Origin of the sequence: Streptomyces sp. ADI96-02, from assembly GCF_003846185.1 — a bacterium.
Taxonomy (GTDB): Bacteria; Actinomycetota; Actinomycetes; order Streptomycetales; family Streptomycetaceae; genus Streptomyces.
The window spans coordinates 2,638,860-2,664,260 of sequence record NZ_ML123034.1 but is presented as its reverse complement, the minus strand read 5'-3'; the positions used below and the strand labels follow the sequence as shown (position 1 = coordinate 2,664,260).

Here is a 25,401-nt window from a genome sequence, read left to right as displayed (position 1 = left end):
GGCCATCCAGTATGTCGTCGAGGAGGCCGTCGCCGCCGGGCTCTCCGACGTACTGATGATCACCGGCCGCAACAAGCGTCCGCTGGAGGACCACTTCGACCGCAACTACGAGCTGGAGTCCGCGCTGACCCGCAAGGGCGACGCCGAACGCCTCGTCAAGGTGCAGGAGTCCAGCGACCTGGCCACCATGCACTACGTGCGCCAGGGCGACCCGCGCGGCCTCGGCCACGCGGTGCTGTGCGCGGCCCCGCACGTGGGCGACCAGCCCTTCGCCGTCCTCCTCGGCGACGACCTGATCGACCCGCGCGACGCGCTGCTGGCGCGGATGGTGGAGATCCAGGAACGCGAGGGCGGCAGCGTCGTCGCGCTGATGGAGGTCGACCCGGCGCAGATCCACCTCTACGGCTGCGCCGCCGCCGACGCCACCGTCGACGGCGACGTCGTGCGCGTCACCGACCTGGTCGAGAAGCCGGACCCGGCCGACGCGCCGAGCAACCTCGCCGTCATCGGCCGGTACGTCCTGGACCCCGCCGTCTTCGACATACTGCGACACACCCAGCCCGGCCGCGGCGGCGAGATCCAGCTCACCGACGCCCTCCAGCTCCTCGCCGCGGACGAGAAGATCGGCGGCCCGGTGCACGGCGTCGTCTTCAAGGGCCGCCGCTATGACACCGGCGACCGCGGCGACTACCTGCGCGCCATCGTCAGGCTGGCGTGCGAACGTGAGGACCTGGGACCGGACTTCCGGACCTGGCTGCGCAAGTACGTCGCCGAGGAGATGTAACCCTGTGAGCAGCACGATCTGGTCGGTGGACGAGCACCTGGACGACATCCTCGCCGCGGTGAGGCCGCTCGAACCCATCGAACTCCAGCTGCCCGACGCACAGGGCTGCGTCCTGGTCGAGGACGTCGTCGTGCGCGTCGCCCTGCCGCCCTTCGACAACAGCTCGATGGACGGGTACGCGGTCCGGGTCGCCGATGTGGAGGGCGCCAGCGAGGAGTTCCCCGCCGTCCTCACCGTCATCGGGGACGTCGCCGCGGGCAGCGCGGGGCTCGCCGACGACCAGGTCGTGGGACCGGGACAGGCCGCCCGGATCATGACGGGCGCCCCGCTGCCCGCGGGCGCGGAGACGGTGATCCCCGTCGAGTGGACGGACGGCGGCACGGGCGAGGGCCCGGCCTCCGAGATGCGTGCCCACAGCGACGCGCCCGAGGGCGCCGCGGGAGAGGTCCGCGTTCACCGCTCCGCCGAGGCCGGGGCGCACGTACGCGAGCGCGGCAGCGACGTCCGGCCCGGCGACCTGGCGCTGCGGGCCGGATCGGTGGTCGGCCCGCCGCAGATCGGCCTGCTCGCGGCGATCGGCCGCGCGACCGTCGTCGTCCGGCCCCGCCCGCGCGTCGTCGTCCTGTCCACCGGCAGTGAACTGGTTCAGCCCGGCGAGGAACTGACCGGCGGCCAGATCTACGACTCCAACAGCTTCGCGCTCACCGCCGCGGCCCGGGACGCCGGAGCCATCGCCTACCGGGTCGGCGCGGTCGCCGACGACGCCGAGACGCTGCGCGCCACGATCGAGGACCAGCTCATCCGGGCGGACATCGTCGTCACCACGGGCGGCGTCAGCGTCGGCGCGTACGACGTGGTCAAGGAGGCGCTGTCCTCCGTCGGCGACGAGGACGAGCCGGGCGGCGGGATCGAGTTCCGCACGCTCGCGATGCAGCCGGGCAAGCCGCAGGGCTTCGGCTCGATCGGCCCGGACCACACCCCGCTGCTGGCGCTCCCGGGCAACCCGGTCTCCAGCTACGTCTCCTTCGAGCTGTTCGTCCGCCCCGCCATCCGCGCCCTGATGGGCCTCGGCGACCTCCACCGCCCCACCGTCCGCGCCGTGCTGCGCACCGAGAAGGCGCTCACCTCGCCGGCCGGCCGCCGCCAGTACCTGCGCGGTACGTACGACGAGGAGGCCGGAGCCGTCACCCCTGTCGGCGGTTCCGGATCGCATCTGATCGCCGCCCTGGCGCAGGCGGACGCTCTGATCGTGCTGCCCGAGGACGTCACCTCGGCCGAGGCGGGCGACGAGACGGACGTGATCCTGCTCCGCTGACGGCCGCCCGGTGGCGGTACGGTATCTGCCGCTGTGTCTTCCGGGGGATCCCCTCCGGTTCCCAGGCCGACCGGCGCCCCCTACCGCTAGGCGGAGTGAGTTGAGTACGCAGAACAGGCTGACGCACATCGACGAGGCGGGTGCGGCCCGTATGGTCGACGTGTCGGAGAAGGACGTCACCACCCGGGTCGCCCGCGCCGGGGGCCGGGTCCTTGTCTCGCCGCGCGTCATCGAGCTGCTCCGCGGCGAGGGAGTCCCCAAGGGCGACGCCCTGGCCACCGCGAGGATCGCCGGGATCATGGGCGCCAAGCGCACTCCCGACCTGATCCCGCTCTGCCATCCGCTGGCCGTCTCCGGCGTGCAGGTCGACCTGAGCGTCGCCGACGACGCGGTGGAGATCACGGCCACGGTGCGGACGACGGACCGCACGGGCGTCGAGATGGAAGCCCTGACCGCCGTGTCGGTGGCGGCCCTGACGGTGATCGACATGGTCAAGGCCGTCGACAAGAGCGCGGTCATCACGGACGTACGGATCGAGGCGAAGTCGGGCGGCAAGTCCGGCGACTACCGGCGCACCGCTCCGGACGGAGCGGGCGCGTGACGCCGCCCGCGCCCGCCGCGCCGGGCCACGAACAGCCCCCGGCGTCCGGCCCCGCCGACGCGCCTGATGCCCCTGACACCGCGCCGGACGTACCGAACAACGGGCCGGGCACGCCGAACAACGCCCCGGGCGCACAGAACACCGCCCCGGGCGTACCGAACAACGGGCCGGGCACGCCGAACAACGCCCCGGGCGCACCGAACAACGCCCCGGGCGCCCCGTACACCGCGCTCGTGGTGACCGCCTCCAACCGCGCTTCGGCCGGCGTCTACCCGGACAGGGGCGGCCCGCTGATCGCCGAAGGGCTCACCGCCCTCGGCTTCTCGGTCGACGGCCCGCGGGTCGTCCCCGACGGCGACCCGGTCGAGGCGGCCCTGCGTTCCGGGGTGGCCGCCGGGTACGACGTGATCGTCACCACCGGCGGTACGGGCATCTCGCCCACCGACGCGACGCCCGAGGCCACCCGCCGTGTGCTGGACCACGAGATCCCCGGCATCCCGGAGGCGATCCGGGCCGAGGGCATCGCCAAGGTGCCGACCGCCGCGCTCTCGCGGGGGCTCGCCGGTGTCGCCTCGCGCACCCTGATCGTCAACCTGCCCGGCTCCACCGGCGGGGTCCGCGACGGGCTCGCGGTCCTCGGAAGGCTCCTGGCGCACGCCGTCGACCAGCTCCGCGGCGGCGACCACGCCCGACCGGGGAGCCCCAGCTGAACATCGCGACCTGGCCGGTGACGCTCACCGACGGCGAGATCCTGCTCCGCCCGATAAGGATGCGCGACCAACGGGAGTGGCGCGAGGTCAACCGGCGCAACCGCGACTGGCTGCGCCCCTGGGAGGCCACCGTCCCGCCGCCCGCCCCCGGCGGCCCGGTGGCGCAGCGCCCCACCTACCGGCAGATGGTCCGCCATCTGCGGTCCGAGGCGAACGCCGGGCGGATGCTGCCGTTCGCCATCGAGTACGAGGGACGGCTGGTCGGCCAGCTCACCGTCGCGGGGATCACCTGGGGCTCGATGTGCTCCGGGCACATCGGCTACTGGGTCGACCAGAGCGTGGCGGGCCGCGGCGTGGTGCCCACGGCGGTGGCGCTCGCCGTGGACCACTGCTTCCGTACGGTGGGGCTGCACCGGATCGAGGTCTGCATTCGCCCGGAGAACGCGCCCAGCCGCAGGGTCGTGGAGAAACTCGGATTCCGCTCCGAGGGCGTGCGTCCGCGCTATCTCCACATCGACGGGGCCTGGCGGGACCACCTGATCTTCGCGCTCACCGCCGATGAGGTGCCGGAGGGGATGCTCCGGCGCTGGCGCAGATCACGGCCGGCGGCACCGCGGAACCCCGACCGGCCTGAAGAAATGAAATAAGTGTTCGAATTTGATCGGGATGTGACACCAAAGGTCACCCGTAACGGCGACTGCTGATGCGAACAATCAGAAAAAAAGTCCGTGATATCAGCCGGATCGTGCGACACACCGGGCCAATTGGCGGATCCTTCTGCGCAAACCCCTCTACGGTGTGAGCGTGAGCAGCAGCGGCCTGATCTACGCAGTCATCGTCGGGGCCTGGGCCGCCTACTTGGTGCCGATGTGGCTCCGCAGGCAGGACGAGCTCAACGAGGCCCGTCCGACGGAACGCTTCAGCACCGCCATCCGTCTGCTGTCCGGACGGGCGGCGATGGAGCGCCGGTACGCCAAGGAGTTGCGGGAGCGCACCGCCGAGGAGGCGGGGCCCGACGTCGACCCGGACGCGGAAACGGACCGAATGGAGTCCGTGGACGTCCGGGCCTTCGCCGCGCCTCCGGCGCATACCGAAGCCAGGTTGCACGACCCGGCGAACGCTCCCGAGCGCGCACCGGGCCACCAGGCCACCGACCACCAGGCGCACGACCGTACGGGACCGGGCCACCAGCCGCCGGACCGCCGATCCGTTCCGGGGCAGCCGCATCCGGACCGGCAGGAGGCGGAGCGGCGGCCGGCCGGGGAGCCGGGGCGTCCGTCCTCGCGCCGGCCCCGCTCCGTCGGCGCGGACGCCGAGCGGGCCCGACGCGCCCAGCGGTCGCAGGTCCTGGCGCGGCGCAGACGCACCACCGTCGTGCTCTTCCTGGCCTTCACCCTCGGCGCGGTGGTCGCGGCCGTCGGCGGACTCGCCTTCCTCTGGGCGCCCGCCGTCCCCGCCGTACTGCTGAGCACGTACATCGTGCATCTGCGCGCCCAGGAGCGCCGCCGGTTCGCCTTCACCATGGACCGCAGGCGCGCCGAGGTCGCGGCTCAGCGGCTGCGCGAGAACCGGCCGCGCCGGCACCAGCCCGCCGCCTCCGCGCCCCTCGACGCCGACGACGACCCCGAGGCCCACCACCCGGAGCCCGAGCCCATCCCCACCGTCTCCCCGCAGGAAGCCGGCCGCCGCGCCCTGGTCGAGCAGACGGACCACGCGGAGTGGGTGGACCAGCAGCGTGAGCGTGGCCGGGTCCAGGGCGACAGCTGGGAGCCGGTGCCGGTGCCGCTGCCCACCTACGTCACCGCGCCCGTCGCGCCCCGGGCCACGGGCGGCGTCGAGGTCGGCGATCCGGAGACCTGGAGCGCGGCCCGCTCCAGTACCGCCGAGCCCAGCCAGACCGGCACGTCGCACCCGACAGCCCCGCCCGAGCCCGCCCCGCACCGGCGCGCGAACCAGCCCCGCCGCACCCGCGACCGGGGCCGGACCCCCCTCTTCGACCAGTACGACGACGAGGACCGACCACGTGCGGCCAACGAGTGACACCGCCGCCGACCCGGCACCGCTGACCAGCCAGGGAGCGGATTTCCGAGCACCCGGGTGAGGGTGCTAGAGTTTCACTCGTTGCAAGGGCCTGTGGCGCAGTCTGGTAGCGCACCTCGTTCGCATCGAGGGGGTCTGGGGTTCAAATCCCCACAGGTCCACCCTGCGACAGTTCGCGAGTAGCTCTCGTGGACGTCACGAGATCCCGTCCGGTCATATAGACCGGGCGGGATCTTCGTCGTTTGAGAGGCCGTTCGAGGACTGTCGCAGGGTGGTGGACGCTGCCCCCGTTTCGAGTGGTGCGGGGGCGTACGACCGGTCGCAGGGCAGTAGGAACGGGCGGGAAGCCGGCGTCGGCGAGTCGGCCGTCGGTGTCGTGAACCAGGACGACTTCGGAAGTGAGCCGGCGGCGACCGTGTCCGAGGGCGGCTCGGTCGTGCTCGCTTCCCATCTCGTCGGGTACTTCGAGTAGGGAAGGGCACCTCATGGACTACACCGAGCTCATGGAAGTCGACCTCACCAAACTGGGGACAGCGGTCGCCGACTGGAAGCGACTGGCCGGGGCGATGCAGCGGCTCGGCGGGGAGGCCCGCGACGGTTTGAGGGCGAAGGCCGGCAAGGCCCGTTGGGAGGGCGTCAACGCGGGCGTGACCCGGGACTTCGTCGACAAGGCAGTGAAGGAGTTCGCGGACCTCCATAAGGAGGCGACGAGCATTTTCCGTGTCCTCGATGACGCACACGCCGAGCTGGAGAGCATCCAACAGCGCGCCAGGAGCGTGACCGCAGACGCCAAGAAAGCGGGCTTCAGCGTCACCGGGCGCAAGGACGGAACCGTGGTGATCGCGGATGCCGTCATCTGCGAGGTGGACGGGCCCGGGCAGAGGAAGCGCGACCTGATGCAGTGGTACGCCGACACGCTGACCGGGATCGTGAGTCACGCTTCCGAGGTGGACGCAGCGGCGGTACGGGCGCTGCGCGCGAGCCATGGTGGTGATCCGACCGACGCCGGCCACGCGTCGTACACGTCGCTCGACCGGGACATGCTGCCGCGCGCCGTGAAACTCGCGGGATTGGGTGAGGAAGCCGACGACAAGCAGCGCAAGGAGCTTCAGCGGCTGTGGCAGTCCCTGAGTCCCGAAGCCCGGGCGCAGTTGTGGACACAGCACAAGGACGGCCTTTTGGCGGCTGGCCTGCTGACTCCTTCGGTCAAGCGAGTGGCCGCAGACGACGGGGCGGGACCGTACGACGTCGATTCACCCGGCTCAGGGGACTACTGGGAGGAGTTCCAGGCCAACGGCATCTCGAACAGCGGAGACTTCATCGGGAAGACCGACGCCGCACGGCACATGGATCACTATCTGAACGGGACCGGTGAGACCCTCGACCTGGATGTCGACAGGATGCTGAGCGACGAGGACGACATGGTGCTCCGCGACGTGTCGGCGGCGACGCGCACCAAGCAGGAGGACGCATGGCGCCGCCAGGCGCTCGACGCCTTCGCGCAGTCGGGAGGCAAGCCCGTCGCGATCCCGGTGGAGACCCCGGGTGAGGGTTACACCCACGACAGGGGCCCGGACGGCACAGCCAACTGGTACCTGGCCGTTGGCAGTGCCATGACGAATACCACCGGTGTTGTGGCGGCAGTGCCTGGCCCGGACGGCAAACCGCAGGTAACCATCGACTATCAGGTCAATGTGTGGGACCGGTACAACTGGGACCCCGGGAAGGCTACGCCCATCGGTCCGACCACCGTGACCGACGCCGACATGGCCCGGATGCATACGACCGGACAGGCCAGGGAGTTCGACATGAGGGGGAGCAGTTCGGTGCAGCACCACGAGATGAGTTCGGGCGGTGCCTGGCCGGATCCGAAGGAACCGGGACGCGACGGCACACGTACCGACATCGGCCGGAACGGGGACGCGCGATGAGCGTGGAGCCGCGCAGCGGGTGGCGTCCGGCGCTGGTCGGCGGGGTGGCCGTGCTCACCGGACTGGTGACGGGGTGCTCGGGGACGGTGGGGAACGATGCCCCGGCGGCAGACCGATCACCGGGGCGGGTCTCGCACTGGGTCGACGGGGCCACCGTGGAGTCGGTCGCCGGGACGTTGCGTGTCCAGTTGCCTGCGGCGGCGACGGAGGCGAAGGCTGCGCGCCTGGAGGGGCTGCAGGACGACGGTCTGATCATGGCCTTCGTCCTCCCGAGGGGCGAGGTGGAGAAGTTCGTCGCACAGCTGGAGCCGGAGCAACCGCTGACCCTGCGGGAACAGCCACTCGCCCGCAACACGAACCCGTCGACGCCGTTCTCGCACCTGGGGTTGCCGGAGCCGGATCTGCTGGCCGGGGTCCGCGAAGGCCAGGTGTGCGCACCGTGCGAGGACGACCTCAACTGGCTGAAGGTCGCGGTGGCGCGGGTCGACGACCACAGCAGCCGCGTGTACCTGAGCGGCGTCGACTGAGGGGCGGTGAAGGGCGGGCTGCCCGTATGGAAGCGCCACGGGCCTCTGGTTCCCCTGGCTCCACCCCCGTTGACAGCCCGCGCTGTCGAGTAGTCCCTGCGAACGTCACGAGATCCCTCCCGATCGCACGGAGCGGGTGGGATTTCCGCGTTTCCGGGGCACCCGTCCCCAGCCCTCGTCTCGCCGCCCAGGGGCCTTCGTGCGCCGTTCTCTCTACAGTTCTCGGCCAGTTCTGTAGAAAAGAGCCCCTTCTTCGGTCCTTGTCGCGGCAGTTGCCGCTGCGTCAGAGTTCGAGGCGCGGCGACAGGAACATGTCATCGCCGCCGGGCAGTGTCCCCGGAGCGCACCGTGTGTCCCCACGCGCGGTGTGGCCACCCCCCCCCATTGTCTGGACGCTCGCCCGTGTAGCGGAAGGAATCGCGTGAAGCACGGTAGGAAGAAGAACGCGCGCAGATACATCGTGGCGGCCTCGATCGGCGCCCTCCTGTCGGCCGGAGTCGCCACAGGGGCCTACGCCGGATCGGCGGATCCCGCGCCGCCGCGGTACCAGCCGGAGATGGTCCGGGCCCTCGCCACGACGCTGGGCGTGAGCGAGCGGGCCGCGATCGAACGGCTCGACCGGGAGGCCCGGCAGCAGAACCGGTTCGAGGAGCTGGAGGCGGACCGCGTCGACACGCTCGGGGCCTTCTTCGCCTCCGACGGCTCGCTCGTCGTCAACGCCGCCGACGCGCGGGCCGCCAAGGAGGTCAGGGAGGCCGGGCTGAAGGTCCGCGTCCCCGAGCACGGCGAGGACAAGCTGGACCGCATCAAGGCGCGGCTCGACGCCACGGCGCTCAAGAGCGCCCCGGCCGGAGTCTCGGCCTGGTCGGTCGACCTGGCGACGGACACCGTGACCGTCGAGGTCAACGGCGCCTCCGACAAGGCCACCCGCTCCTTCCTCAAGGCCGCCGAGAGCAACGGCGACGCGGTGCGCGTCGTCACCGGCCAGGAGAAGCTGGAGACGCAGGCCGTCGTCCCGCCCGGCAGCCGGATGACGTTCAACGGCTACCTCTGCTCGGTCGGTTACGGGGCGAAGGACCGCTCCGGCCGGCAGGTGCTCGTCACGGCCGGCCACTGCGTCGACGGCCTGCCCGAACTCGCCTACAACGGCACACGGTTCGCCAAGGCCACCCACACCCGCTTCGCGGTCGGTGCGCGCAGCGTGGACATGGGCATAGCCACCGTGGACTCCGAGGACTCCATCGGGCTGGACATCACCACGTACGGCAAGGCCGGCACGATCGCCGTCAAGGGCAGCAAGCGGGCCCCGCAGGGCTCGGCCCTCTGCAAGTCGGGCCAGACCACCGGCTGGACCTGCGGCAAGGTCGGCTCGTACAACGTCAGCGTCACCTACAGCGACGCCGACGGCGGCCCGGACACCGTCGTGACCGGCCTGGCCAGCTCCAGCGTCTGCACCCAGGGCGGCGACAGCGGCGGCGCGTACGTCTCCGGCAACCAGGCCCAGGGGATGACCTCCGGCGGACCCACCGGCCAGCGGTGCAACGGCCAGGTCAACTCGCCCGGATCGTCGTACTTCCAGCCGCTCGACGACGCCCTCGCGTACTACGGGCTGACCCTCAACACCAAGTAGCCCTCAGGGCGAAGGTGTCGTGAACGCGGGAGACCGTCCACTCACCCTGGGCGGTCTCCCGTCCCGTCGTTCCCGGGCCGGGAGACCGCCGGGCCCGATCGGCGACCGCCGGGCCCGATCGGCGACCGCCCGGCCCGATCGGCGGGCCTCAGAACTCCCACGCCATCCCGTGCACCCCCGCCTTGCACCGGGAGGCCAGCACATGGGTGCTGTGCGACTCGTTCAGCGGCACGGGCCGATGAGCGCGCGCCGGAGAGCCGACCTGGTCGCGGAAGTAGCTCCGGCAACCGGAGGGCAGCGCCCCGGGATGGAAGAAGACCTGCTGGAGGTACTGGTGCAGATTGGTCCTCGCCCAGCGCTCGTAGTGCGTGGCCCGCACCCGCGACGGGCTCACCTCCACCTCGTAACTCACCACCGTCGTATCCAGCTTGGCCAGCTCCCGGCCGAAGCGGATCTCCAGCACGAGGGAGTTGAGCCCCTTCAGGTAGGTCGCCTCGCCGAGGCGTCCGCAGGTGACCCGGATGTCCACCGGCTCCGCCTGGTCGTCGTCGAAGCTGTGCACGAAGAGCGCGCGGTCCGCTCCCGCCCGGCCGGCCCGCAGCACGTTGGTCGTCGAGATGCCGCTCAGCGTCCCGCTCTCGCCCAGCGTCACGACGTCGTGGACGACGAGCGATCCGGTCTCCCGGTTGAAGTGGCGGAACCGCTCCCCGAGCGCCTTCTCCACCACCGAGTCCTTGCCGAGGACCTGGAGCCCGGCGCCCTCGCCCCCCACCGGCGCGATCCGGCCACGCGGGCGGCGCGGGCCGAGGAGGGAGCGCAGCGCCCCGCCCGGCAGTTCCAGGATCTCCTCCAGCACCTCCACAGCGCGCAGCGACCGTGCGCGTTCCGGCTGGCTGCGCCCTCGCTGCCAACTGCTCAAGGTGGCCTGGCTGATGCCGATGCCGCGGGCCCTGAGCCGTTCGCTCACCCGCTCCAGCGACAGGCCGCGGCGGTTCAGCGCCTCCCGCAGGGCCGTGGGAAAGGCGTCCGCGCCCGGCAGCGCGACGACGGCGTCGGGCCCCGGCGCCCGGTGACAGGCGCGGGCGCTCCCCGCGTCGACGACGTCCCGCACCTCGACTCCGGTCTCAGTTCCGCTCGACATGTCCCTCCCGGGTCCGGCACTCACGGCACTCACCTGGCGGGACGCCCCACCGGCCCCCGCATACTGGTTGACCACCGGAAAGGGCACGGATAACAAAACCCCCGCGGGTGACCTCCCCCACACCGGGGGAGGCGCTGTCCGACGCTCCGGTACGGCCCGAGGAAGGGAGCACGTGGTGAACGGCGTGAACGGCGCGGACGTCACCGCTCTGGTCGTCGCGGCCAGGGACGGCGATCCGGCGGCCGGGGACCGGCTGGCCGCCGAGTGCCTGCCCCTGGTCTACAACGTGGTCGGCCGGGCCCTCAACGGCCACCCCGATGTGGACGACGTGGTGCAGGAGACCATGCTGCGGGCCCTGTCCGGGCTGTCCTCGCTGCGCGATCCGGCCCGCTTCCGGTCCTGGCTCGTGGCCATCGCGATGAACCAGGTCCGTACGCGCTGGTCCCGACTGGGCCACCGCCCGGCCGCGCTGGAGGCGGCCGAGGAACCGGCCGACCCGGCGGCCGACTTCGTCGATCTGACGATCCTGCGCCTCGAACTGTCCGGCCAGCGGCGCGAGACGGCGGAGGCGACCCGCTGGCTGGACGAGTCCGAGCGCGACGTCCTGTCGCTGTGGTGGCTGGAGACCACGGGCGAGCTCACCCGCGCCGAACTGGCCGACGCGCTCGGACTGTCCGCCCAGCACGCCGCCGTACGCGTGCAGCGGGTCAAGAACCAGCTCGACGTGGGGCGCGGCGTCGTACGGGCGTTGGGCGCCGAGCCGCGCTGCTCGGGCCTGGAGGCGCTGGTGGCGGACTGGGACGGTACGCCGACGCCCCTGTGGCGCAAACGGATCGCCCGCCACATACGGACCTGCGCGACCTGCTCCGCCGGCAGCACGGGTCTCGTCCCGCCGGAGGGGCTGCTGTCCGGTCTCGCGCTGGTGACGCCGCTGTACGAGAGCGGCGCCCAGGCCGCGTCGGGCGTCGCCCACGCGGCGGCGCCCGCCGCCACGGCCGCGCCCACCGCCTTCTCGGCCGGCAAGGCGGCGGGGCTGGTGGCCGCCGCCGCGGCCGTGACCTCGCTCGCCGTCCTGCTGTGGCCCTCCGCCCCCGCCCCGCAGGAGTCCCGGGACCGCGGCTCCACGCACCTGCCCGCACCGCCGCCCCGGACCACGCCGACCGGATCGCCCTCCGCAGCCCCCTCCCCGACGCCCTCGCCCACGCCGAGCCCGTCCGCGCCGCGCACCGCGTCCCCCACCGCCGCGCCGCCGCCGTCCCCGCGCCCCTCCAAGCCCGCGCCGCCCCCCGCACAGGACCGACTCGTCGCGGAGGTCAACACCCTCCGCGCCCGGAACGACTGCCCCGCCCTGCGCACCGACCCCCGGCTGACGGAGGTCGCGCGGCGGCACTCCGCGGACATGGCCGCACGCGACTACTTCGGCCACACCGACTCGTCGGGCCGGGGCATGGGCGAACGGGTGAGCGCGTCGGGCTACCGCTGGTCCGCCGTCGGCGAGACCATCGCGACCGGCCGGTACACGCCGGCCGAGATCGCCGAGCAGTGGTGGCGCAGCCCCGGCCGGGACGACGACATCCTCAACTGCTCCTTCGTCCACGTGGGCGTGGGCATCGCCGACTCGCCGCGCGGCCCGTACTGGACGCAGGTGCTCGCCACCCCGCGGTGACGGGCCCCGCCCGGCCCTCGCCCGGCCCCTCGCCCGCGCCCGGCCCCGGATCAGGGCAGGCGGAGCGGCTTGGCCATGCAGAGGCTGCTGTCGTACGTCCGGTAGTGGCCGAACTTCGCGCACGGCGTGTAGCCGCTCGACCGGTACAGCGCGATGGCCTCGGGCTGCCGGTCACCGGTCTCCAGGACCATACGGGTCCGCCCGGCGGCCCGTGCGTCCTCCTCCAGCGCGGCCAGCATCCGGCGGGCCAGGCCCCGGCCGCGCCCTTCGGGGATCACGAACATGCGCTTGATCTCGGCGTCGCCGTCCGCGTAGCCCTCGTCGTTGCGGTTCTGGGTGCGCCAGCCGCCGGTGGCCACGGGGCGCTCCTGCTCGTCGTAGGCGAGCAGGTACAGACCGCGTGGGGGCATGAACATCGCGGGGTCGAGCGGTGTGACATCGCCCCCGTCGCCGTACCTCGCCGCGTATTCGAGCTGGACCTGGTCGTTGAGTTTGACGGCGTCGGGGTGGTCGAAGGGACGCGGGTGAATAAGCATGCCGACTATCGTATACCTGTGCGGTGGGGTGGAATGGGTACTGTTTCGGGATGCTCACAGTGACCTCCGTAAATGTAAACGGGCTGCGCGCCGCCGCCAAGAAGGGCTTCGTCGAGTGGCTGGCGGGCACCGACGCCGATGCGGTCTGCCTCCAGGAAGTACGGGCCGAGCCCGGCCAGCTGCCCGAGGAGGTCCGCACCCCCGAGGGCTGGCACACGGTCCACGCGCCCGCCGCCGCCAAGGGGCGCGCCGGGGTCGCGCTCTACTCGCGGCAGGCGCCGGAGCGCGTCCAGGTCGGCTTCGGCGGCTTCGGTGCGCCCGGCGCGGAGGAGTTCGACACGAGCGGCCGGTACGTGGAGATCGACCTGCCCGGCGTCACCGTCGCGAGCCTGTACCTGCCCTCCGGCGAGGTCGGCACGGAGCGGCAGGACGAGAAGGAGCGCTTCATGGCGGCTTTCCTGCCCTACCTCCAGGGGCTGAAGGAGCGGGCGGCGGCCGGCGGGCGCGAGGTCGTGGTCTGTGGTGACTGGAACATCGCCCACCGCGAGGCCGACCTCAAGAACTGGAAGGCCAACCGCAAGAGCTCCGGCTTCCTGCCCGAGGAGCGGGCCTGGCTGGGCCGGGTCTTCGAGGAGGCCGCGTACGTGGACGTGGTGCGCGCGCTCCACCCGGACGTCGAGGGGCCGTACTCGTGGTGGTCCTACCGGGGGCGGGCCTTCGACAACGACGCCGGGTGGCGCATCGACTACCAGATCGCGACGCCGGGGCTCGCCGCCCGCGCGGTCAAGGCGTGGGTGGAGCGCGCCGCTACGCACGGCGAGCGCTGGAGCGACCACGCGCCGGTGACCGCCGTCTACGAGCGCTGACGCGACCCTCCCGGCCGCCCCGGCCGCCCCGCTCCCGTGCCCTCGGCTGCCCGGCCGCCCCGACCGCCCCGCCCCAGGCCCCCGGGGCGGCCGTCAGTCGGACTTCGGGGGCTGGGTGCCGTCCGCGCGGCGCAGGCGGCGGTCGAGCGCCATGGAGAGTTCCGCGTCCACCACCGCGCGCGCCAGCGGCCTCAGTTGGGCGGGTTCGGTCTCCGCCGTGTGGGCATGCAGTACGCGTACGAAGATTTCGGCGAGCGCGTCCGCGTGCTCGCGGACGCGGCGGCCCGAGGAGAGCACCGTGGACAGCGGCACCCCTTCCCGTACGAGCTCCGCCGACACCTCCAGGAGACGTCGGCTGATGTGCACGATCTCCTCCCCGTCGGTGGCGAGATAACCCAGATCGAGCGCGGTGGCGAGGTTCTCCGGGGTGACCTCGCCCTCGAAGTGGTCCGCGAGCTGTTCCGGCGTGAGGCGGACCGGGGTCTCCTCGGTCGGCTCGCCCAGTCCCAGCACCTCCGCGACGTCGCGCCCGCTCTCGAAGGTGGCGACCAGGTCCGCGACGCCGTTGAGGGTGTGGCCGCGTTCCAGCAGGCCCGTGATGGTCCGCAGTCGGGCCAGATGGCGGTCGTCGTACCAGGCGATGCGGCCCTCGCGGCGAGGCGGCGGGATCAGACCGCGCTCCCGGTAGAAGCGCAGGGTCCGCACGGTGATGCCCGCCTCGGCGGCCAGTTCCTCCATGCGGTATTCGCGGTGCTCGCGTCCTTCAGCCACAGGGGCACCCTATGTGGTGCCACCGATGTTGTACCGCCGGTAACTTTCCTCGGTCCGCCCCCTACCCATCAGTACGAGCCTGCTCTACTCTCCGAACAATGCCAGTGATTGCTGGCAGAGTCGTGTGACGTACCGCGGGAGGCGGCAGCATGGCCCAGCAGGAGCACGTACGCGTGGCGGTGATCGGATCCGGATTCGGGGGCCTGGGGGCCGCCGTCCGGCTGCGCCGCGAAGGCATCACCGATTTCGTCGTGCTGGAGCGGGCGGACTCGGTCGGCGGCACCTGGCGCGACAACGACTACCCGGGCTGCGCCTGCGACGTACCGTCCCATCTGTACTCGTTCTCCTTCGCGCCCAACCCCGACTGGCCCCGTACCTTCTCCGGGCAGCGCCACATCCGGGCCTACCTGGAGGGCGTCGCCGACACCTTCGGACTGCGCCCCCACATCAGGCTGAACCACGAGGTCACGCTGATGCGTTGGGACAAGGAGGAGCTGTACTGGGTGATAGAGGCGGCGAACGGGACCACGATCCGCGCCGACGTCGTCGTCTCGGCGACCGGGCCGCTCTCCGACCCCAGGACGCCCGACATACCCGGCCTCGACTCCTTCCCCGGCAAGGTCTTCCACTCCGCCCGCTGGGACCACGACTACGATCTGACCGGCAAGCGCGTCGCCATGATCGGCACCGGGGCCTCCGCCATCCAGATCGTCCCCGCCATCCAGCCGAAGGCCGGACGCGTCACGCTCTTCCAGCGGACTCCGCCCTGGGTCATGCCGCGCATGGACCGCACGATCAGCGCCGCCGAACGCGCGCTGCACCGGGCCGTACCCGCCACCGGCACCGTCCGGCGCGGACTCCTGTGGGGCATGAGGGAGTTGCAGGTGAGCGCCTTCACCAAGCACCCCGAACAGCTCGGCCTGGTCGAGAAGATAGCCACGTCCAACATGGCGCGGGCGATCAAGGACCCGGCCCTGCGGGCCAAGCTGACCCCCTCCTACCGCATCGGCTGCAAGCGCATCCTGCTCTCCAACGCCTACTACCCGGCGCTCGCCCAGCCCAACGTCGACGTCGTCGCCTCGGGGCTGAGCGAGATACGCGGCTCCACGGTGGTGGCCGCCGACGGCAGCGAGGCCGAGGTCGACGCCATCGTCTTCGGCACCGGCTTCCACGTGACCGACATGCCGATCGCGGAACGGGTGGTGGGCGAGGCGGGCGTCACGCTCGCCGAGTCCTGGAAGGACGGGATGAGCTCGCTGCGCGGCGCGACGGCCGCCGGGTATCCCAACTGGATGACGATCATCGGCCCGAACACCGGGCTCGGCAACTCCTCCATGATCCTCATGATCGAGTCCCAGCTGAACTACATGGCCGACTACCTGCGCCAGCTCCGCGTACTCGGCGGCCGGGCCGCACTCGGCGCCCGCTCCTCCGCCGTCACCGCGTGGAACCACCGCGTCCAGGAGCGCATGAGGCGCACCGTGTGGAACACCGGCGGCTGCACCAGCTGGTATCTGGACGCCGAAGGGCGCAACACCACGGTCTGGCCCGGTACGACCGCCGAGTTCCGGCGCGAGACGCGATCGGTGGACCTCGCGGAGTACGACGTCATACGGGCCGGGAGGCCCGGCGGGGCGCGACCGGCCGACGATACGGGGCTGGCCGGCGATAGGCAGCTGTCCGGCGGGACCGGGCTGTGCGGCGGGACCGGGCGGGTGCCCGAACAGCCGGGCCGGGCCGACCGCGAGACCGTCGCCGAGGAGGCCGCGCGATGAGCCGCCTCCTGCACCGCGCCGCCGCCGCGCCGGTGCCCGCCGAAGAACTGACCGTGCGCTCCGCCGACGGGGCCCGCGTCCACGTAGAGCTTTACGGGCCCGAGGACGCCCCGGCGGTGGTGCTGGCCCACGGCTGGACCTGCAACATCCGCTTCTGGGACGCGCAGATCCGCGACCTCGCCGCCGACCACCGGGTCATCGCCTACGACCAGCGCGGCCACGGGCTCAGCCCGGAGCCGGGCCCCGGCGGCTACGGCACCGAAGCCCTCGCCGACGACCTCGAAGCGGTGCTCGCCGCGACCCTCGCCCCGGGCCGCCGGGCGGTGCTCGCCGGGCACTCCATGGGCGGGATGACGCTGATGGCCGCGGCCCGCCGCCCCGGCCTGCGCGACCACGCCGCCGCCGTGCTGCTGTGCTCCACCGGCAGTACGCGGCTGACCGCCGAGGCCACGGTCGTGCCGATCCGGGCGGGCGCGCTGCGCACCCGGCTCACCCGCATGATCCTTGGCGCGAAAGCGCCCCTGGGGCCGGTCACACCGGTTTCCCGGAAGCTGCTCAAGTACGCCACGATGGGACCGGGTTCGGCCCCGGACCGGGTCCGGACCTGCGCCCGGATCGTGCACGCCTGCCCGCGCCGCGCGAGAGTGGAGTGGGGCCGTGTCCTCGCCGACCTGGATCTGGCGGCGGGCGTACGCGAACTGCGGACGCCGACCGCGGTGATCGCCGGCACCGCCGACCGGCTGACTCCGCCGCTCCACGCGCGGGCCGTCGCGGCGGCGCTGCCGCTGGGGCTCGGGCTGACCGAGCTGGCGGGTATGGGCCACATGACGCCGTTGGAGGCGCCGGAGGCCGTCACGGCGAAGCTCCGGGAGCTCGCCGCCCGGTACGTCGCCGAGGGCGCGGTGACGGCACAGGCCGCCGCGGCCGACAAGGAGGATGTCGCATGAGCAGCAGTCGGAGTCTCGAAGGACAGGTCGTCGTCGTCACCGGCGCGGCCCGCGGCGTCGGCGAACTGCTGGCCCGCAAACTCTCCGCGCGCGGCGCGACGCTGGCACTGGTCGGCCTGGAGCCGGACGAGCTGAAGCGGGTCTCCGAGCGGCTGCACGGCGAGAGCGGCCACTGGTTCGCCGACGTCACCGACCACGAGGCGATGGCCCGGGTCGCCGCCGAGGTCAAGGAGCGCTTCGGCAAGGTCGACGTGGTCGTCGCCAACGCGGGCGTCGCCTCGGGCGGCCCGTTCGCCGACTCGGACCCGGACGCCTGGCGCCGGGTCATCGAGGTGAACCTGATCGGCGGCGCGGTCACCGGGCGGGCGTTCCTGCCGGTGCTGATGGAGAGCCGCGGCTACTTCCTCCAGATCGCGTCCCTGGCCGCGATCACCCCGGCCCCGATGATGACCGCGTACTGCGCCTCGAAGTCGGGGGTCGAGGCGTTCGCGCACAGCCTGCGGGCCGAGGTCGGCTACAAGGGCGTGCGGGTCGGCGTCGGCTACCTCTCCTGGACCGACACCGACATGGTGCGCGGCGCGGACCAGGACGACGTGATGCGCGAGCTGCGCGCGCGGCTGCCGTGGCCGGCGAACCGCACCTACCCGCTGGGCCCGGCCGTCGAGCGGATCGTGGCCGGGATCGAGCGGCGCTCCTCGCACGTGTACGCGCAGTGGTGGCTGCGCGGCATGCAGTCGGTGCGGGGCTACCTGCCCTCGCTCATCGGGGTGGTCGGGCAGCGCGAGATGCGGCGGTTCGAGCCGAGGCTGCGGAGCATGCCCAAGGGCCTGGTGGGCGCCGGGGGAGCGGCGGACCAGGACGCCCGCGCGGAGCGCGCTGACCGAACGTAACGCTCCGAAATGCGGTGCGTGTGGGTGCGTGCGAGGCTGAGCGGGGCCACGGGGTCACGGCGAGGGGCCGGTTCGCCTCTCCTCCCCTCGGTTCCACCTGGTTCCCCTCGGTTTTACGACGACACCGGCATCGGCACCGGCATCCCGACAGGAGTGAACAGCATGGGCATCGCAGACCAGTTCAGGGACAAGGCGCGTCAGCTCGCCGACCGGGCCGAGAAGAGGAGGGGCGAGGGCGAGGACCGGGCCCGGGACCGCGCGCCGGACGCCGGCGACCGGGAGCCGGAGCACGGCCCCGACGCCTCGACCCGCCTGCGGGACCGGTCCCGGGACGTGACGGAGCAGACGCGCGAGCGTTTCGACCGTTGACGGCCGGTTGGTGAGGTGGGACGCGTGCGCGCTGCGGTTCGGGCGTGCGCGTCGCGTCAGGAGGCGCACCCGGGACCGGGTGCGCCTCGTCCTCGTGCCGGGGGTCGGCCCGGTCGGCCGGGCCGGCGGTTCTTCCTGTTCTTCGGCTCGAACCTTGGAGCTCGTGTCCCGGGGCTCGGCCTCCGGCCTCCGCCCCGGGTCAGCGCGGCGGTAGCGGCGGGCGGCTCAGGTCCGGGGCGGTCTCGTAGCCCGGCGGAGTCGACGCGGGGGCTTGCGCCAGCAGGTCCAGTGCCACCCGCACCGCGTCGTCCAGGACCGCGTACCGCCCCTCCGCCCAGTCCAGCGGGGTGCGCAGGGCCTCCACGTCCGGTTCCACGCCGTGGTTCTCCACCGACCAGCCGTACGCGTCGAACCAGGCCGCGTTCATCGGCACCGTGATCACCGTGCCGTCGCCCAGCCGGTGCCGCCCGGTCATGCCGACCACGCCGCCCCAGGTGCGCCGGCCCACCACCGGGCCCAGCCCCAGCAGCCGGAACGCCGCGGTGATCATGTCCCCGTCGGAGGAGGTCGCCTCGTCGGCCAGGGCGACCACCGGGCCGCGCGGCGCGTTGGACGCGTAACTGACCGCCTGCGCGTTGCGGGTGAGGTCCCAGCCGAGGATCTTCCGCGTCAGCTTCTCCACCACCAGCTCGCTGATGTGGCCGCCCGCGTTGCCGCGCACGTCCACGATCAGCGCGGGCCGCGCCACCTCCAGCCGCAGGTCCCGGTTGAACTGGGCCCAGCCCGAGCCGCCCAGGTCCGGGATGTGCAGGTAGCCGCACTTGCCGCCGCTCAACTCCCGTACGACGTCCCGGCGTTTGGCGACCCAGTCCTGGTAGCGCAGCGGGCGTTCGTCGATCAGCGGCATGATCGCCACCCGCCGCGAGGGCCCGCCGCCCTCCGGGGCGAAGGTCAGCTCCACCGTGGTGCCGCCCGCCGCCGTCAGCAGCGGATACGGTCCGGCCACCGGATCCACGGGCCGCCCGTCCACGTGGGTGAGCACCGCGCCCTCCCTGATCCCGGTACCGGCCAGCGGCGAGCGTGCCTTGGAGTCGGAGGAGTCGCCGGGCAGGATGCGCCGGAGCGTCCACGCGCCGTCCCGGCAGACCAGGTTGGCGCCGAGCAGCCCGATCGCCCGCTGGTAGTGCGGCGGGCCCTCGTTGCGGCGGGCGGGGGAGACGTACGCGTGCGAGGTGCCCAGCTCGCCCAGCACCTCGCGCAGCAGATCGGCGAACTCGTCGGGGGAGGAGACCCGTTCGAGCAGCGGGCGGTACTGGTCCAGCACCCCGTCCCAGTCGATGCCGCACATGTCCGGCTCCCAGAAGTAGGAGCGGATGATCCGGCCCGCCTCGCCGTACGCCTGCCGCCACTCCGCCGCCGGGTCCACGTCGTGCAGGATGCGGCGCAGGTCCAGGTAGACGGTGGAGTCGCTGTCGCCGCTCTCCGTCGCCGGTACGGCGCGCAGTTCGCCGTCGTCCATCACCACCAGGCGGGTCGCGTCCCCGCTGACCGCGAACCAGTCGAGGTGGTCGACGAGTTCGGTACGGCGGGCCTTGGCGATGTTGAAGTGCTCCAGGGTGGGGCGGCCCGACGTGTCGGCCGGGTTGGCGAACGTCTCGCCCAGCGCTCCGGAGATCGGCCAGCGCAGCCAGACCAGGCCGCCGCCGCTGACCGGGCGCAGCGCGGAGTACTTCGAGGCGGGGACCGGGAACGGTGTGACCCGGCTCTCCAGCCCCTCGAACTCGACCATGACCGTGGACCCTTCGGCCGCACCCGCCCCGGGCACGTCCACCGGATCCAGGCCGCCCGCCGCCGGACGTCCGTCGGGTGACAGCGCGAAGGGCGACGGGGTGGCCGAGGAGAGCGGCACCAGGTAGGGGCGGCAGCCCAGCGGGAAGGAGAGGTCGCCGGTGTGGACGTCGTAGACCGGGTCGAAGCCGCGCCAGGACAGGAACGCGAGGTAGCGGCCGTCCTCGGTGAAGACCGGGTTCTCGTCCTCGAAGCGGCCGTTGGTGACGTCGACGATCACCGGCGCGCCGGGGCCGGAGATCCGGGCCAGTTTGATCTGCCGCAGCGATCGGCCGACGCCGGGGTGCGACCAGGTCAGCCAGTCTCCGTCGGGGGAGAACGCCAGGTCGCGGACGGGGCCGTTGACCGACCGGATCAGCTCGGTGGCCTCGGGCCGGTCGCCGCCGGGCACGGCCGCGCCGGTCGCGGCGTACAGGTCGGCGCGGGTGGAGCCGCGCGGGGAGTCACGGGTGGAGCCGCGCGGGGAGTCACGGGTGGACTCCGCGTCCGCCGTGCCCGGCTCGTCCGCCGCCTCTGCCTCCGCCGCCGTTGCGGTAGCCCCGTCCGCTGCCTCCGCTGCCTCCGCTGCCTCCGCTGAGGCCGGTTCGGCCGTGTCCAGCAGGAGCAGGCGGCCGTCGTGGGAGGCGATGGCGAGGCGTTCGCCCTCGGGGTCGGAGATCATCTCGTGCACCCGGCCCAGCTGCCCGGAGGCCAGTCGGCGCGGCGCGCGGTCGCCGCTGGCCCGGGGCAGGTACGCGATCTCGACGGCGTCCTCGCCGTCCGCGTCGGTGACGTAGGCGACCCGGCCGCCGCTGCCCAGCATCTCCGGCTGCCGCACCCGGACGCCGGGGGTGTCCGCGATGGTGCGGGCGGGGCCGTCGCGGTGGGTGAGCCAGTAGAGGCTGCCGCGCACGGTGACGGCGCTGGCCCTGCCCGTCTCGTCGACCGAGAGCGAGTCGACGTTGGTGGCGGCGGGCACCTGGTGGACGCGGCGGCCGGTGCGCTGCCCGCCGAGCCGCACCTCCAGCAGGCGCGGGACGGCGCCCGGCGACTCCAGGTCCTCCGCCAGCCAGAGCTCGCCGCCGCACTGGTACACCACGCGGTGTCCGTCGCTGGAGGCGTGCCGGGCGTAGAAGGCGTCGTGGTCGGTGTGGCGGCGCAGGTCGGTACCGTCCATCAGGCACGAGTAGAGGTTGCCGACGCCTTCGTGGTCGGAGAGGAACGCGATACGGCGGCCGACGAACATCGGCGAGGCCAGGTGGCCGCCGATGTCCGGCAGCAGGCGCTCGCCGTGCAGCCACAGGCGTCCCGTCGCGCCGCCCCGGTAGCGCTTCCAGGCGGCCGGTTCGTGCGGGGGCGTGCCGGTCAGCAGCAGGGTGCGGCGCTCGCCGTCGATGTCCGCGACCGCGATGTCGGAGACCGGGCCCCACGGCAGCCTGCCGCCCGGACCGCCGTCGGTGGGCACGCTGTAGGCCCAGGAGAAGTACGAGAACGGCTGGTTGTGCGAGGAGACGGCGAGGATCTGCGCCGAGTCGTCCGGATCGGGGCTCCAGCCGCAGACCCGGGCGTCGGTCGAGCCCCAGTAGGTGAGCCGGCGGGCCGGGCCGCCCTCGACGGGGGCGAGGTGGATCTCGGGGTCCAGGGAGCGCCAGGTCGTGTACGCGATGGAGCCGCCGTCGGGCGAGAAGCGCGGCGGGCCGACCCGGGTCCGGTCGACCGTCACCCGCCAGGCGCGTCCGGGGCGGTGCCCGGCCGGGACGAGGGGCGAGACCCACAGGTCGTCCTCGGCCACGAAGCAGAGCAAGTCCTGATGGAGGTGCGGGAACCGGAGATACGCGACGTCGTCACTCACGCCTCCATGCTTTCCGCGCGGGGGGTCCCGGGCAACTTGTGGTGCAGCACACAAGCGAAACGGTTCCGTTTCGCTTGGCGCCGGAGGTACGGTCTGGTGTACGAAACAGTTTCGTTCGAATCCGGACGGAGCTCCGGGAGCGCGGACGGATCCGAGGAGGCCGGCTGATGGCACGCACCAGGCTCACCCCTGAGCGCGAGGGCGAGATGTACGGCGCCGTCCTGGACCTGCTCCGCGAGGTCGGCTACGACGCCCTGACGATGGACGCCGTCGCCGCCCGTACCCGGTCGAGCAAGGCCACCCTGTACCGCCAGTGGGGCAGCAAGCCCGAGCTGGTCGTGAAGGCGCTGCGGCACAACAAGCCGGTGAGCCTGACCGAGATCGACACCGGGTCGCTGCGCGGCGACATCCACGCCGTGCTGACCCGGACCGACGACTGCCAGATGGAGAAGGACGCCGCACTGCTGCGGGGTCTGAGCCATGCCGTCCACGAGAGCCCCGAACTGCACCAGGCGCTGCGCGAGCTGCTGATCGAGCCGGAGATGACCGGTCTCGACGAGCTGCTGCGCCGGGCCGTGGCCCGGGGCGAGGTGGCGCCGGACAATCCGGCGCTGAAGTACATCCCGCACCTGGTGGTCGGCGCGCTGGCCACCCGGCAGCTGATCGAGAACCGTCCTGTCGACCAGGCGTTCCTCATCGACTACGTGGACTCCGTGGTTCTCCCCGCCCTCGGCGCCTGACGTACCCGTCGCGGAAGGGCACGCCCTTCCCTGACGCCCCCGTACCGCCCCCGCCCCACCACACGTACCGCCCTCTCCCCGCCGCTCCACCTGACACGCCGCTCTCGTCGTCGGGCCGGCACCTCACGCCCTCTTCCACGCACACGACCTGACCGGGAGTACGCCCCCGTGGCCACATTCCTCTACAAACTCGGACGGCTCGCCTTCCGTCGCCGCCGCTTCGTCGCCCTGATCTGGGTGGCGCTGCTGGCGGTCGCCGGAGTCGGTATGGCCACCGCGTCCACCGCCACCTCCAGTTCCTTCTCGATTCCCGGTACGGAGGCGCAACGCGCCTTCGACCTGCTGGAACAGCGCAACCCCGGCATCAGTGCCGACGGCGCGACCGCACGTGTCGTCTTCAAGGCGCCCGAGGGCGAGAAGGTGACCGCGCCCGCCAACAAGGGCGAGATCACCGGAATCGTCAAGGAACTGCGGTCCGGATCGGACCAGATAGCCTCGGTCGCCGACCCGTTCCAGACGCGGGCCGTGAGCCAGAACGGCTCGACGGCGTACATCTCGGTCTCCTACGAGGTCAGCTCCATGGAGCTGACCAAGAAGACCACGGACGCCCTGAAGGACGCGGCCGAGGACGCGCAGAACAGCGGAATGAAGGTGGAGGTCGGCGGTGACGCCCTCCAGGTCATGCCGCAGACCGGGACCGCCGAAGTCATCGGCGTGGCCATCGCCGCCGTCGTCCTGTTCATCACCTTCGGTTCGCTGGTGGCCGCCGGACTCTCGCTGCTGACCGCGATCGTCGGGGTCGCGATCGGGGTCGCGACGATCACCGCGCTGGCCAACGTGCTGGACCTGGGCTCCACCACCGCGACCCTCGCCACGATGATCGGACTGGCGGTCGGCATCGACTACGCCCTCTTCATCGTCTCCCGCTACCGCGCCGAACTGGCCGAGGGCCGGGAGGGCGAGGAGGCCGCCGGGCGGGCCGTCGGCACCGCCGGATCCGCGGTGGTCTTCGCCGGCCTGACCGTGATCATCGCCCTGGTCGGCCTCTCCGTCGTCAACATCCCGATGCTGACGAAGATGGGCCTGGCCGCCGCCGGGACCGTCGCCATCGCCGTGCTCATCGCGCTCACCCTCGTCCCGGCCGCCCTCGGCTTCGCGGGCAAGCGGGTCATGGGCCGCAAGGCGCGCAAGGCCGCCGAGGCGGAGAACAGCCCCGACGCCAAGCCGAACATGGGCACCCGCTGGGCGCGGTTCGTGCTGCGCAAGCCGGTCTGGGTCATGCTGGCCGGAGTCCTCGGCCTCGGCGTCATCGCCGTACCGGCCGCCTCGCTGGAGATGGGCCTGCCCGACGACGGCGCGCAGCCGAAGTCGACCACGCAGCGTCAGGCGTACGACATGCTCTCGGACGGCTTCGGCCCCGGGTTCAACGGGCCGCTGCTGGTCGTCGTCGACACGGCGAACAGCTCCGACGGCAAGGCCGCCGCCGCGCGGGTCTCCGAGGAGATCGAGTCCATCGGCGTCAGCGCGGTCACCCCGGCCGCCTTCAACAAGGCCGGCGACACCGCCACGATCACGGTCATCCCCAAGGACCGGCCCAGCTCCGTCGAGACGGAGAACGTCGTCCACTCCATCCGCGACTCGGGTGCGGACATCACATCCGACACCGGGGCCGAGGTGCTGGTCACCGGCGCCACCGCGATGAACATCGACTTCTCGCAGAAGATGAACGACGCGCTGCTGCCCTACCTGGCGCTCGTCGTCGGCCTGGCGTTCCTGCTGCTGATGCTGGTCTTCCGCTCGATCCTCGTCCCGCTGAAGGCGGCCCTGGGCTTCCTGCTCTCGGTGGTCGCGGCCCTCGGCGCGGTCGTCGCGGTCTTCCAGTGGGGCTGGCTCGGCTCGCTCTTCGGAGTCGAGCAGACCGGTCCGATCATGAGCCTGATGCCGATCTTCATGGTCGGTGTGGTCTTCGGACTCGCGATGGACTACGAGGTCTTCCTCGTCACCCGGATGCGCGAGGCGTACGTCCACGGCGAGAGCCCGGGTCAGGCCATCGTGACGGGCTTCAAGCACGGCGCCCGGGTGGTCACGGCGGCTGCGGTGATCATGATGGCGGTCTTCGCCGGCTTCATCGGCTCCGCCGAGCAGATGGTCAAGATGATCGGCTTCTCGCTGGCCGTCGCCGTCCTCTTCGACGCCTTCGTGGTGCGGATGGCCATCGTGCCCGCCGTGCTGGCCCTGCTCGGCAAGCGGGCCTGGTGGCTGCCGCGCTGGCTGGACCGGGCGCTGCCCGATGTGGACGTGGAGGGCGAGAAGCTGCGGAAGCGGCTGACCGACGAACCGCGCGCGGAGCAGGGGCCGGGCGAGGGCGGCGACGGGCAGCGGGAGCTGGCCCGCGTCTGACCCTTCGGGCCGGGGCGGTGTCGGACCACCCTTCTTACGGTCCGGCCTTCCCACGGTCCGGCCTTCCCACGGTCCGGCCCTCT

At 72.5% G+C, this 25,401-nt stretch carries 21 protein-coding genes, 1 tRNA gene and 1 pseudogene; 19 read left to right on the top strand and 4 right to left on the bottom strand.

Annotated elements, in window-relative coordinates; genetic code table 11:
- The 11 genes and pseudogenes from EES43_RS11510 to EES43_RS11460 all read left to right on the top strand — a co-directional run.
- Positions 1 to 679: pseudogene (locus EES43_RS11510) on the top strand (UTP--glucose-1-phosphate uridylyltransferase); the annotation flags it as partial.
- A gap of 109 nt (positions 680 to 788) precedes the next feature.
- Positions 789 to 2,099, top strand: a complete 1,311-nt coding sequence (gene glp, locus EES43_RS11505) for a molybdotransferase-like divisome protein Glp (RefSeq protein ID WP_124268645.1) — start codon at positions 789 to 791, stop codon at positions 2,097 to 2,099.
- Between the two features lie 100 nt (positions 2,100 to 2,199).
- Positions 2,200 to 2,700, top strand: a complete 501-nt coding sequence (gene moaC, locus EES43_RS11500; RefSeq protein ID WP_124268644.1) for a cyclic pyranopterin monophosphate synthase MoaC — start codon at positions 2,200 to 2,202, stop codon at positions 2,698 to 2,700.
- 233 nt (positions 2,701 to 2,933) lie between these two features.
- A complete protein-coding gene (locus EES43_RS11495; RefSeq protein WP_124271917.1) occupies positions 2,934 to 3,410 on the top strand; it encodes a MogA/MoaB family molybdenum cofactor biosynthesis protein in 477 nt (158 codons plus the stop codon).
- 17 nt (positions 3,411 to 3,427) lie between these two features.
- Positions 3,428 to 4,057, top strand: coding sequence for a GNAT family N-acetyltransferase (locus EES43_RS11490; protein ID WP_124268643.1), 630 nt, complete (start codon positions 3,428 to 3,430; stop codon positions 4,055 to 4,057).
- 157 nt (positions 4,058 to 4,214) lie between these two features.
- Positions 4,215 to 5,450 (top strand): divisome protein SepX/GlpR, encoded by a 1,236-nt coding sequence (glpR, locus tag EES43_RS11485; RefSeq protein WP_206430034.1) that lies wholly within the window; start codon positions 4,215 to 4,217, stop codon positions 5,448 to 5,450.
- A gap of 87 nt (positions 5,451 to 5,537) precedes the next feature.
- Positions 5,538 to 5,611 (top strand) — tRNA-Ala (locus tag EES43_RS11480).
- A gap of 110 nt (positions 5,612 to 5,721) precedes the next feature.
- On the top strand, positions 5,722 to 5,922 hold the full coding sequence (locus EES43_RS11475; protein WP_124268641.1) for a hypothetical protein: 201 nt from the start codon (positions 5,722 to 5,724) through the stop codon (positions 5,920 to 5,922).
- Between the two features lie 13 nt (positions 5,923 to 5,935).
- Positions 5,936 to 7,381: a hypothetical protein gene (locus tag EES43_RS11470; protein WP_124268640.1), complete on the top strand. Its 1,446-nt coding sequence runs from the start codon at positions 5,936 to 5,938 to the stop codon at positions 7,379 to 7,381.
- Positions 7,378 to 7,908, top strand: a complete 531-nt coding sequence (locus EES43_RS11465; protein WP_124268639.1) for a hypothetical protein — start codon at positions 7,378 to 7,380, stop codon at positions 7,906 to 7,908. Before EES43_RS11470 ends, EES43_RS11465 begins: the two co-directional genes overlap by 4 nt.
- A gap of 421 nt (positions 7,909 to 8,329) precedes the next feature.
- Positions 8,330 to 9,538, top strand: a complete 1,209-nt coding sequence (locus EES43_RS11460; protein ID WP_124268638.1) for a S1 family peptidase — start codon at positions 8,330 to 8,332, stop codon at positions 9,536 to 9,538.
- 148 nt (positions 9,539 to 9,686) lie between these two features.
- On the opposite strand, the gene EES43_RS11455 is transcribed toward EES43_RS11460, so the two are convergent.
- On the bottom strand, positions 9,687 to 10,679 hold the full coding sequence (locus tag EES43_RS11455) for a helix-turn-helix domain-containing protein (protein ID WP_241192379.1): 993 nt from the start codon (positions 10,677 to 10,679) through the stop codon (positions 9,687 to 9,689).
- A gap of 172 nt (positions 10,680 to 10,851) precedes the next feature.
- Here EES43_RS11455 and EES43_RS11450 point away from each other — a divergent pair, with 172 nt between their 5' ends.
- Complete coding sequence (locus EES43_RS11450) at positions 10,852 to 12,345, top strand: sigma-70 family RNA polymerase sigma factor (RefSeq protein WP_124268637.1); 1,494 nt, start codon at positions 10,852 to 10,854, stop codon at positions 12,343 to 12,345.
- Between the two features lie 50 nt (positions 12,346 to 12,395).
- Here the strand turns inward: EES43_RS11450 and EES43_RS11445 are convergent, their stop codons facing one another.
- Positions 12,396 to 12,881 carry a GNAT family N-acetyltransferase gene (locus EES43_RS11445; RefSeq protein WP_124268636.1) on the bottom strand — a complete coding sequence of 162 codons (486 nt, stop codon included), beginning with the start codon at positions 12,879 to 12,881 and terminating at the stop codon, positions 12,396 to 12,398.
- A gap of 50 nt (positions 12,882 to 12,931) precedes the next feature.
- Between EES43_RS11445 and EES43_RS11440 the strand changes: the two genes are divergently transcribed.
- On the top strand, positions 12,932 to 13,747 hold the full coding sequence (locus EES43_RS11440; protein WP_124268635.1) for an exodeoxyribonuclease III: 816 nt from the start codon (positions 12,932 to 12,934) through the stop codon (positions 13,745 to 13,747).
- 93 nt (positions 13,748 to 13,840) lie between these two features.
- Here EES43_RS11440 and EES43_RS11435 read toward each other — a convergent pair whose 3' ends face one another.
- Positions 13,841 to 14,485 (bottom strand): MerR family transcriptional regulator, encoded by a 645-nt coding sequence (locus tag EES43_RS11435; RefSeq protein WP_124271915.1) that lies wholly within the window; start codon positions 14,483 to 14,485, stop codon positions 13,841 to 13,843.
- Between the two features lie 182 nt (positions 14,486 to 14,667).
- Between EES43_RS11435 and EES43_RS11430 the strand changes: the two genes are divergently transcribed.
- From EES43_RS11430 to EES43_RS11415, 4 genes are all read left to right on the top strand, one after another.
- Positions 14,668 to 16,293: a flavin-containing monooxygenase gene (locus EES43_RS11430; RefSeq protein ID WP_124268634.1), complete on the top strand. Its 1,626-nt coding sequence runs from the start codon at positions 14,668 to 14,670 to the stop codon at positions 16,291 to 16,293.
- On the top strand, positions 16,290 to 17,240 hold the full coding sequence (locus EES43_RS11425; protein WP_124268633.1) for an alpha/beta fold hydrolase: 951 nt from the start codon (positions 16,290 to 16,292) through the stop codon (positions 17,238 to 17,240). The genes EES43_RS11430 and EES43_RS11425 overlap by 4 nt, the downstream gene beginning before the upstream one ends.
- A complete protein-coding gene (locus EES43_RS11420) occupies positions 17,237 to 18,130 on the top strand; it encodes an SDR family oxidoreductase (RefSeq protein ID WP_124268632.1) in 894 nt (297 codons plus the stop codon). The genes EES43_RS11425 and EES43_RS11420 overlap by 4 nt, the downstream gene beginning before the upstream one ends.
- A 162-nt stretch (positions 18,131 to 18,292) precedes the next feature.
- Entirely contained in the window at positions 18,293 to 18,499 is a 207-nt protein-coding gene (locus EES43_RS11415; RefSeq protein ID WP_124268631.1) for a hypothetical protein, read from the top strand.
- A 199-nt stretch (positions 18,500 to 18,698) separates the two neighbouring features.
- Here EES43_RS11415 and EES43_RS11410 read toward each other — a convergent pair whose 3' ends face one another.
- On the bottom strand, positions 18,699 to 22,178 hold the full coding sequence (locus EES43_RS11410) for a S41 family peptidase (RefSeq protein WP_124268630.1): 3,480 nt from the start codon (positions 22,176 to 22,178) through the stop codon (positions 18,699 to 18,701).
- Positions 22,179 to 22,345: 167 nt separating this feature from the next.
- Here EES43_RS11410 and EES43_RS11405 point away from each other — a divergent pair, with 167 nt between their 5' ends.
- Positions 22,346 to 22,918: a TetR/AcrR family transcriptional regulator gene (locus EES43_RS11405; RefSeq protein WP_124268629.1), complete on the top strand. Its 573-nt coding sequence runs from the start codon at positions 22,346 to 22,348 to the stop codon at positions 22,916 to 22,918.
- A gap of 168 nt (positions 22,919 to 23,086) precedes the next feature.
- Positions 23,087 to 25,318, top strand: a complete 2,232-nt coding sequence (locus tag EES43_RS11400; RefSeq protein ID WP_124268628.1) for an MMPL family transporter — start codon at positions 23,087 to 23,089, stop codon at positions 25,316 to 25,318.
- Positions 25,319 to 25,401: the final 83 nt, after the last annotated feature.

Excerpts from the sequence above, each read along its gene's own strand:
- EES43_RS11435 (WP_124271915.1), bottom strand. The coding sequence starts at position 14,485 with ATGGAGGAACTGGCCGCCGAGGCGGGCATCACCGTGCGGACCCTGCGC.
- EES43_RS11430 (WP_124268634.1), top strand. The coding sequence starts at position 14,668 with ATGGCCCAGCAGGAGCACGTACGCGTGGCGGTGATCGGATCCGGATTC.
- EES43_RS11465 (WP_124268639.1), top strand. The coding sequence starts at position 7,378 with ATGAGCGTGGAGCCGCGCAGCGGGTGGCGTCCGGCGCTGGTCGGCGGG.
- EES43_RS11405 (WP_124268629.1), top strand. The coding sequence starts at position 22,346 with ATGGCACGCACCAGGCTCACCCCTGAGCGCGAGGGCGAGATGTACGGC.
- EES43_RS11425 (WP_124268633.1), top strand. The coding sequence starts at position 16,290 with ATGAGCCGCCTCCTGCACCGCGCCGCCGCCGCGCCGGTGCCCGCCGAA.
- EES43_RS11455 (WP_241192379.1), bottom strand. The coding sequence starts at position 10,679 with ATGTCGAGCGGAACTGAGACCGGAGTCGAGGTGCGGGACGTCGTCGAC.
- EES43_RS11415 (WP_124268631.1), top strand. The coding sequence starts at position 18,293 with ATGGGCATCGCAGACCAGTTCAGGGACAAGGCGCGTCAGCTCGCCGAC.
- EES43_RS11470 (WP_124268640.1), top strand. The coding sequence starts at position 5,936 with ATGGACTACACCGAGCTCATGGAAGTCGACCTCACCAAACTGGGGACA.
- EES43_RS11420 (WP_124268632.1), top strand. The coding sequence starts at position 17,237 with ATGAGCAGCAGTCGGAGTCTCGAAGGACAGGTCGTCGTCGTCACCGGC.
- EES43_RS11445 (WP_124268636.1), bottom strand. The coding sequence starts at position 12,881 with ATGCTTATTCACCCGCGTCCCTTCGACCACCCCGACGCCGTCAAACTC.
- EES43_RS11440 (WP_124268635.1), top strand. The coding sequence starts at position 12,932 with ATGCTCACAGTGACCTCCGTAAATGTAAACGGGCTGCGCGCCGCCGCC.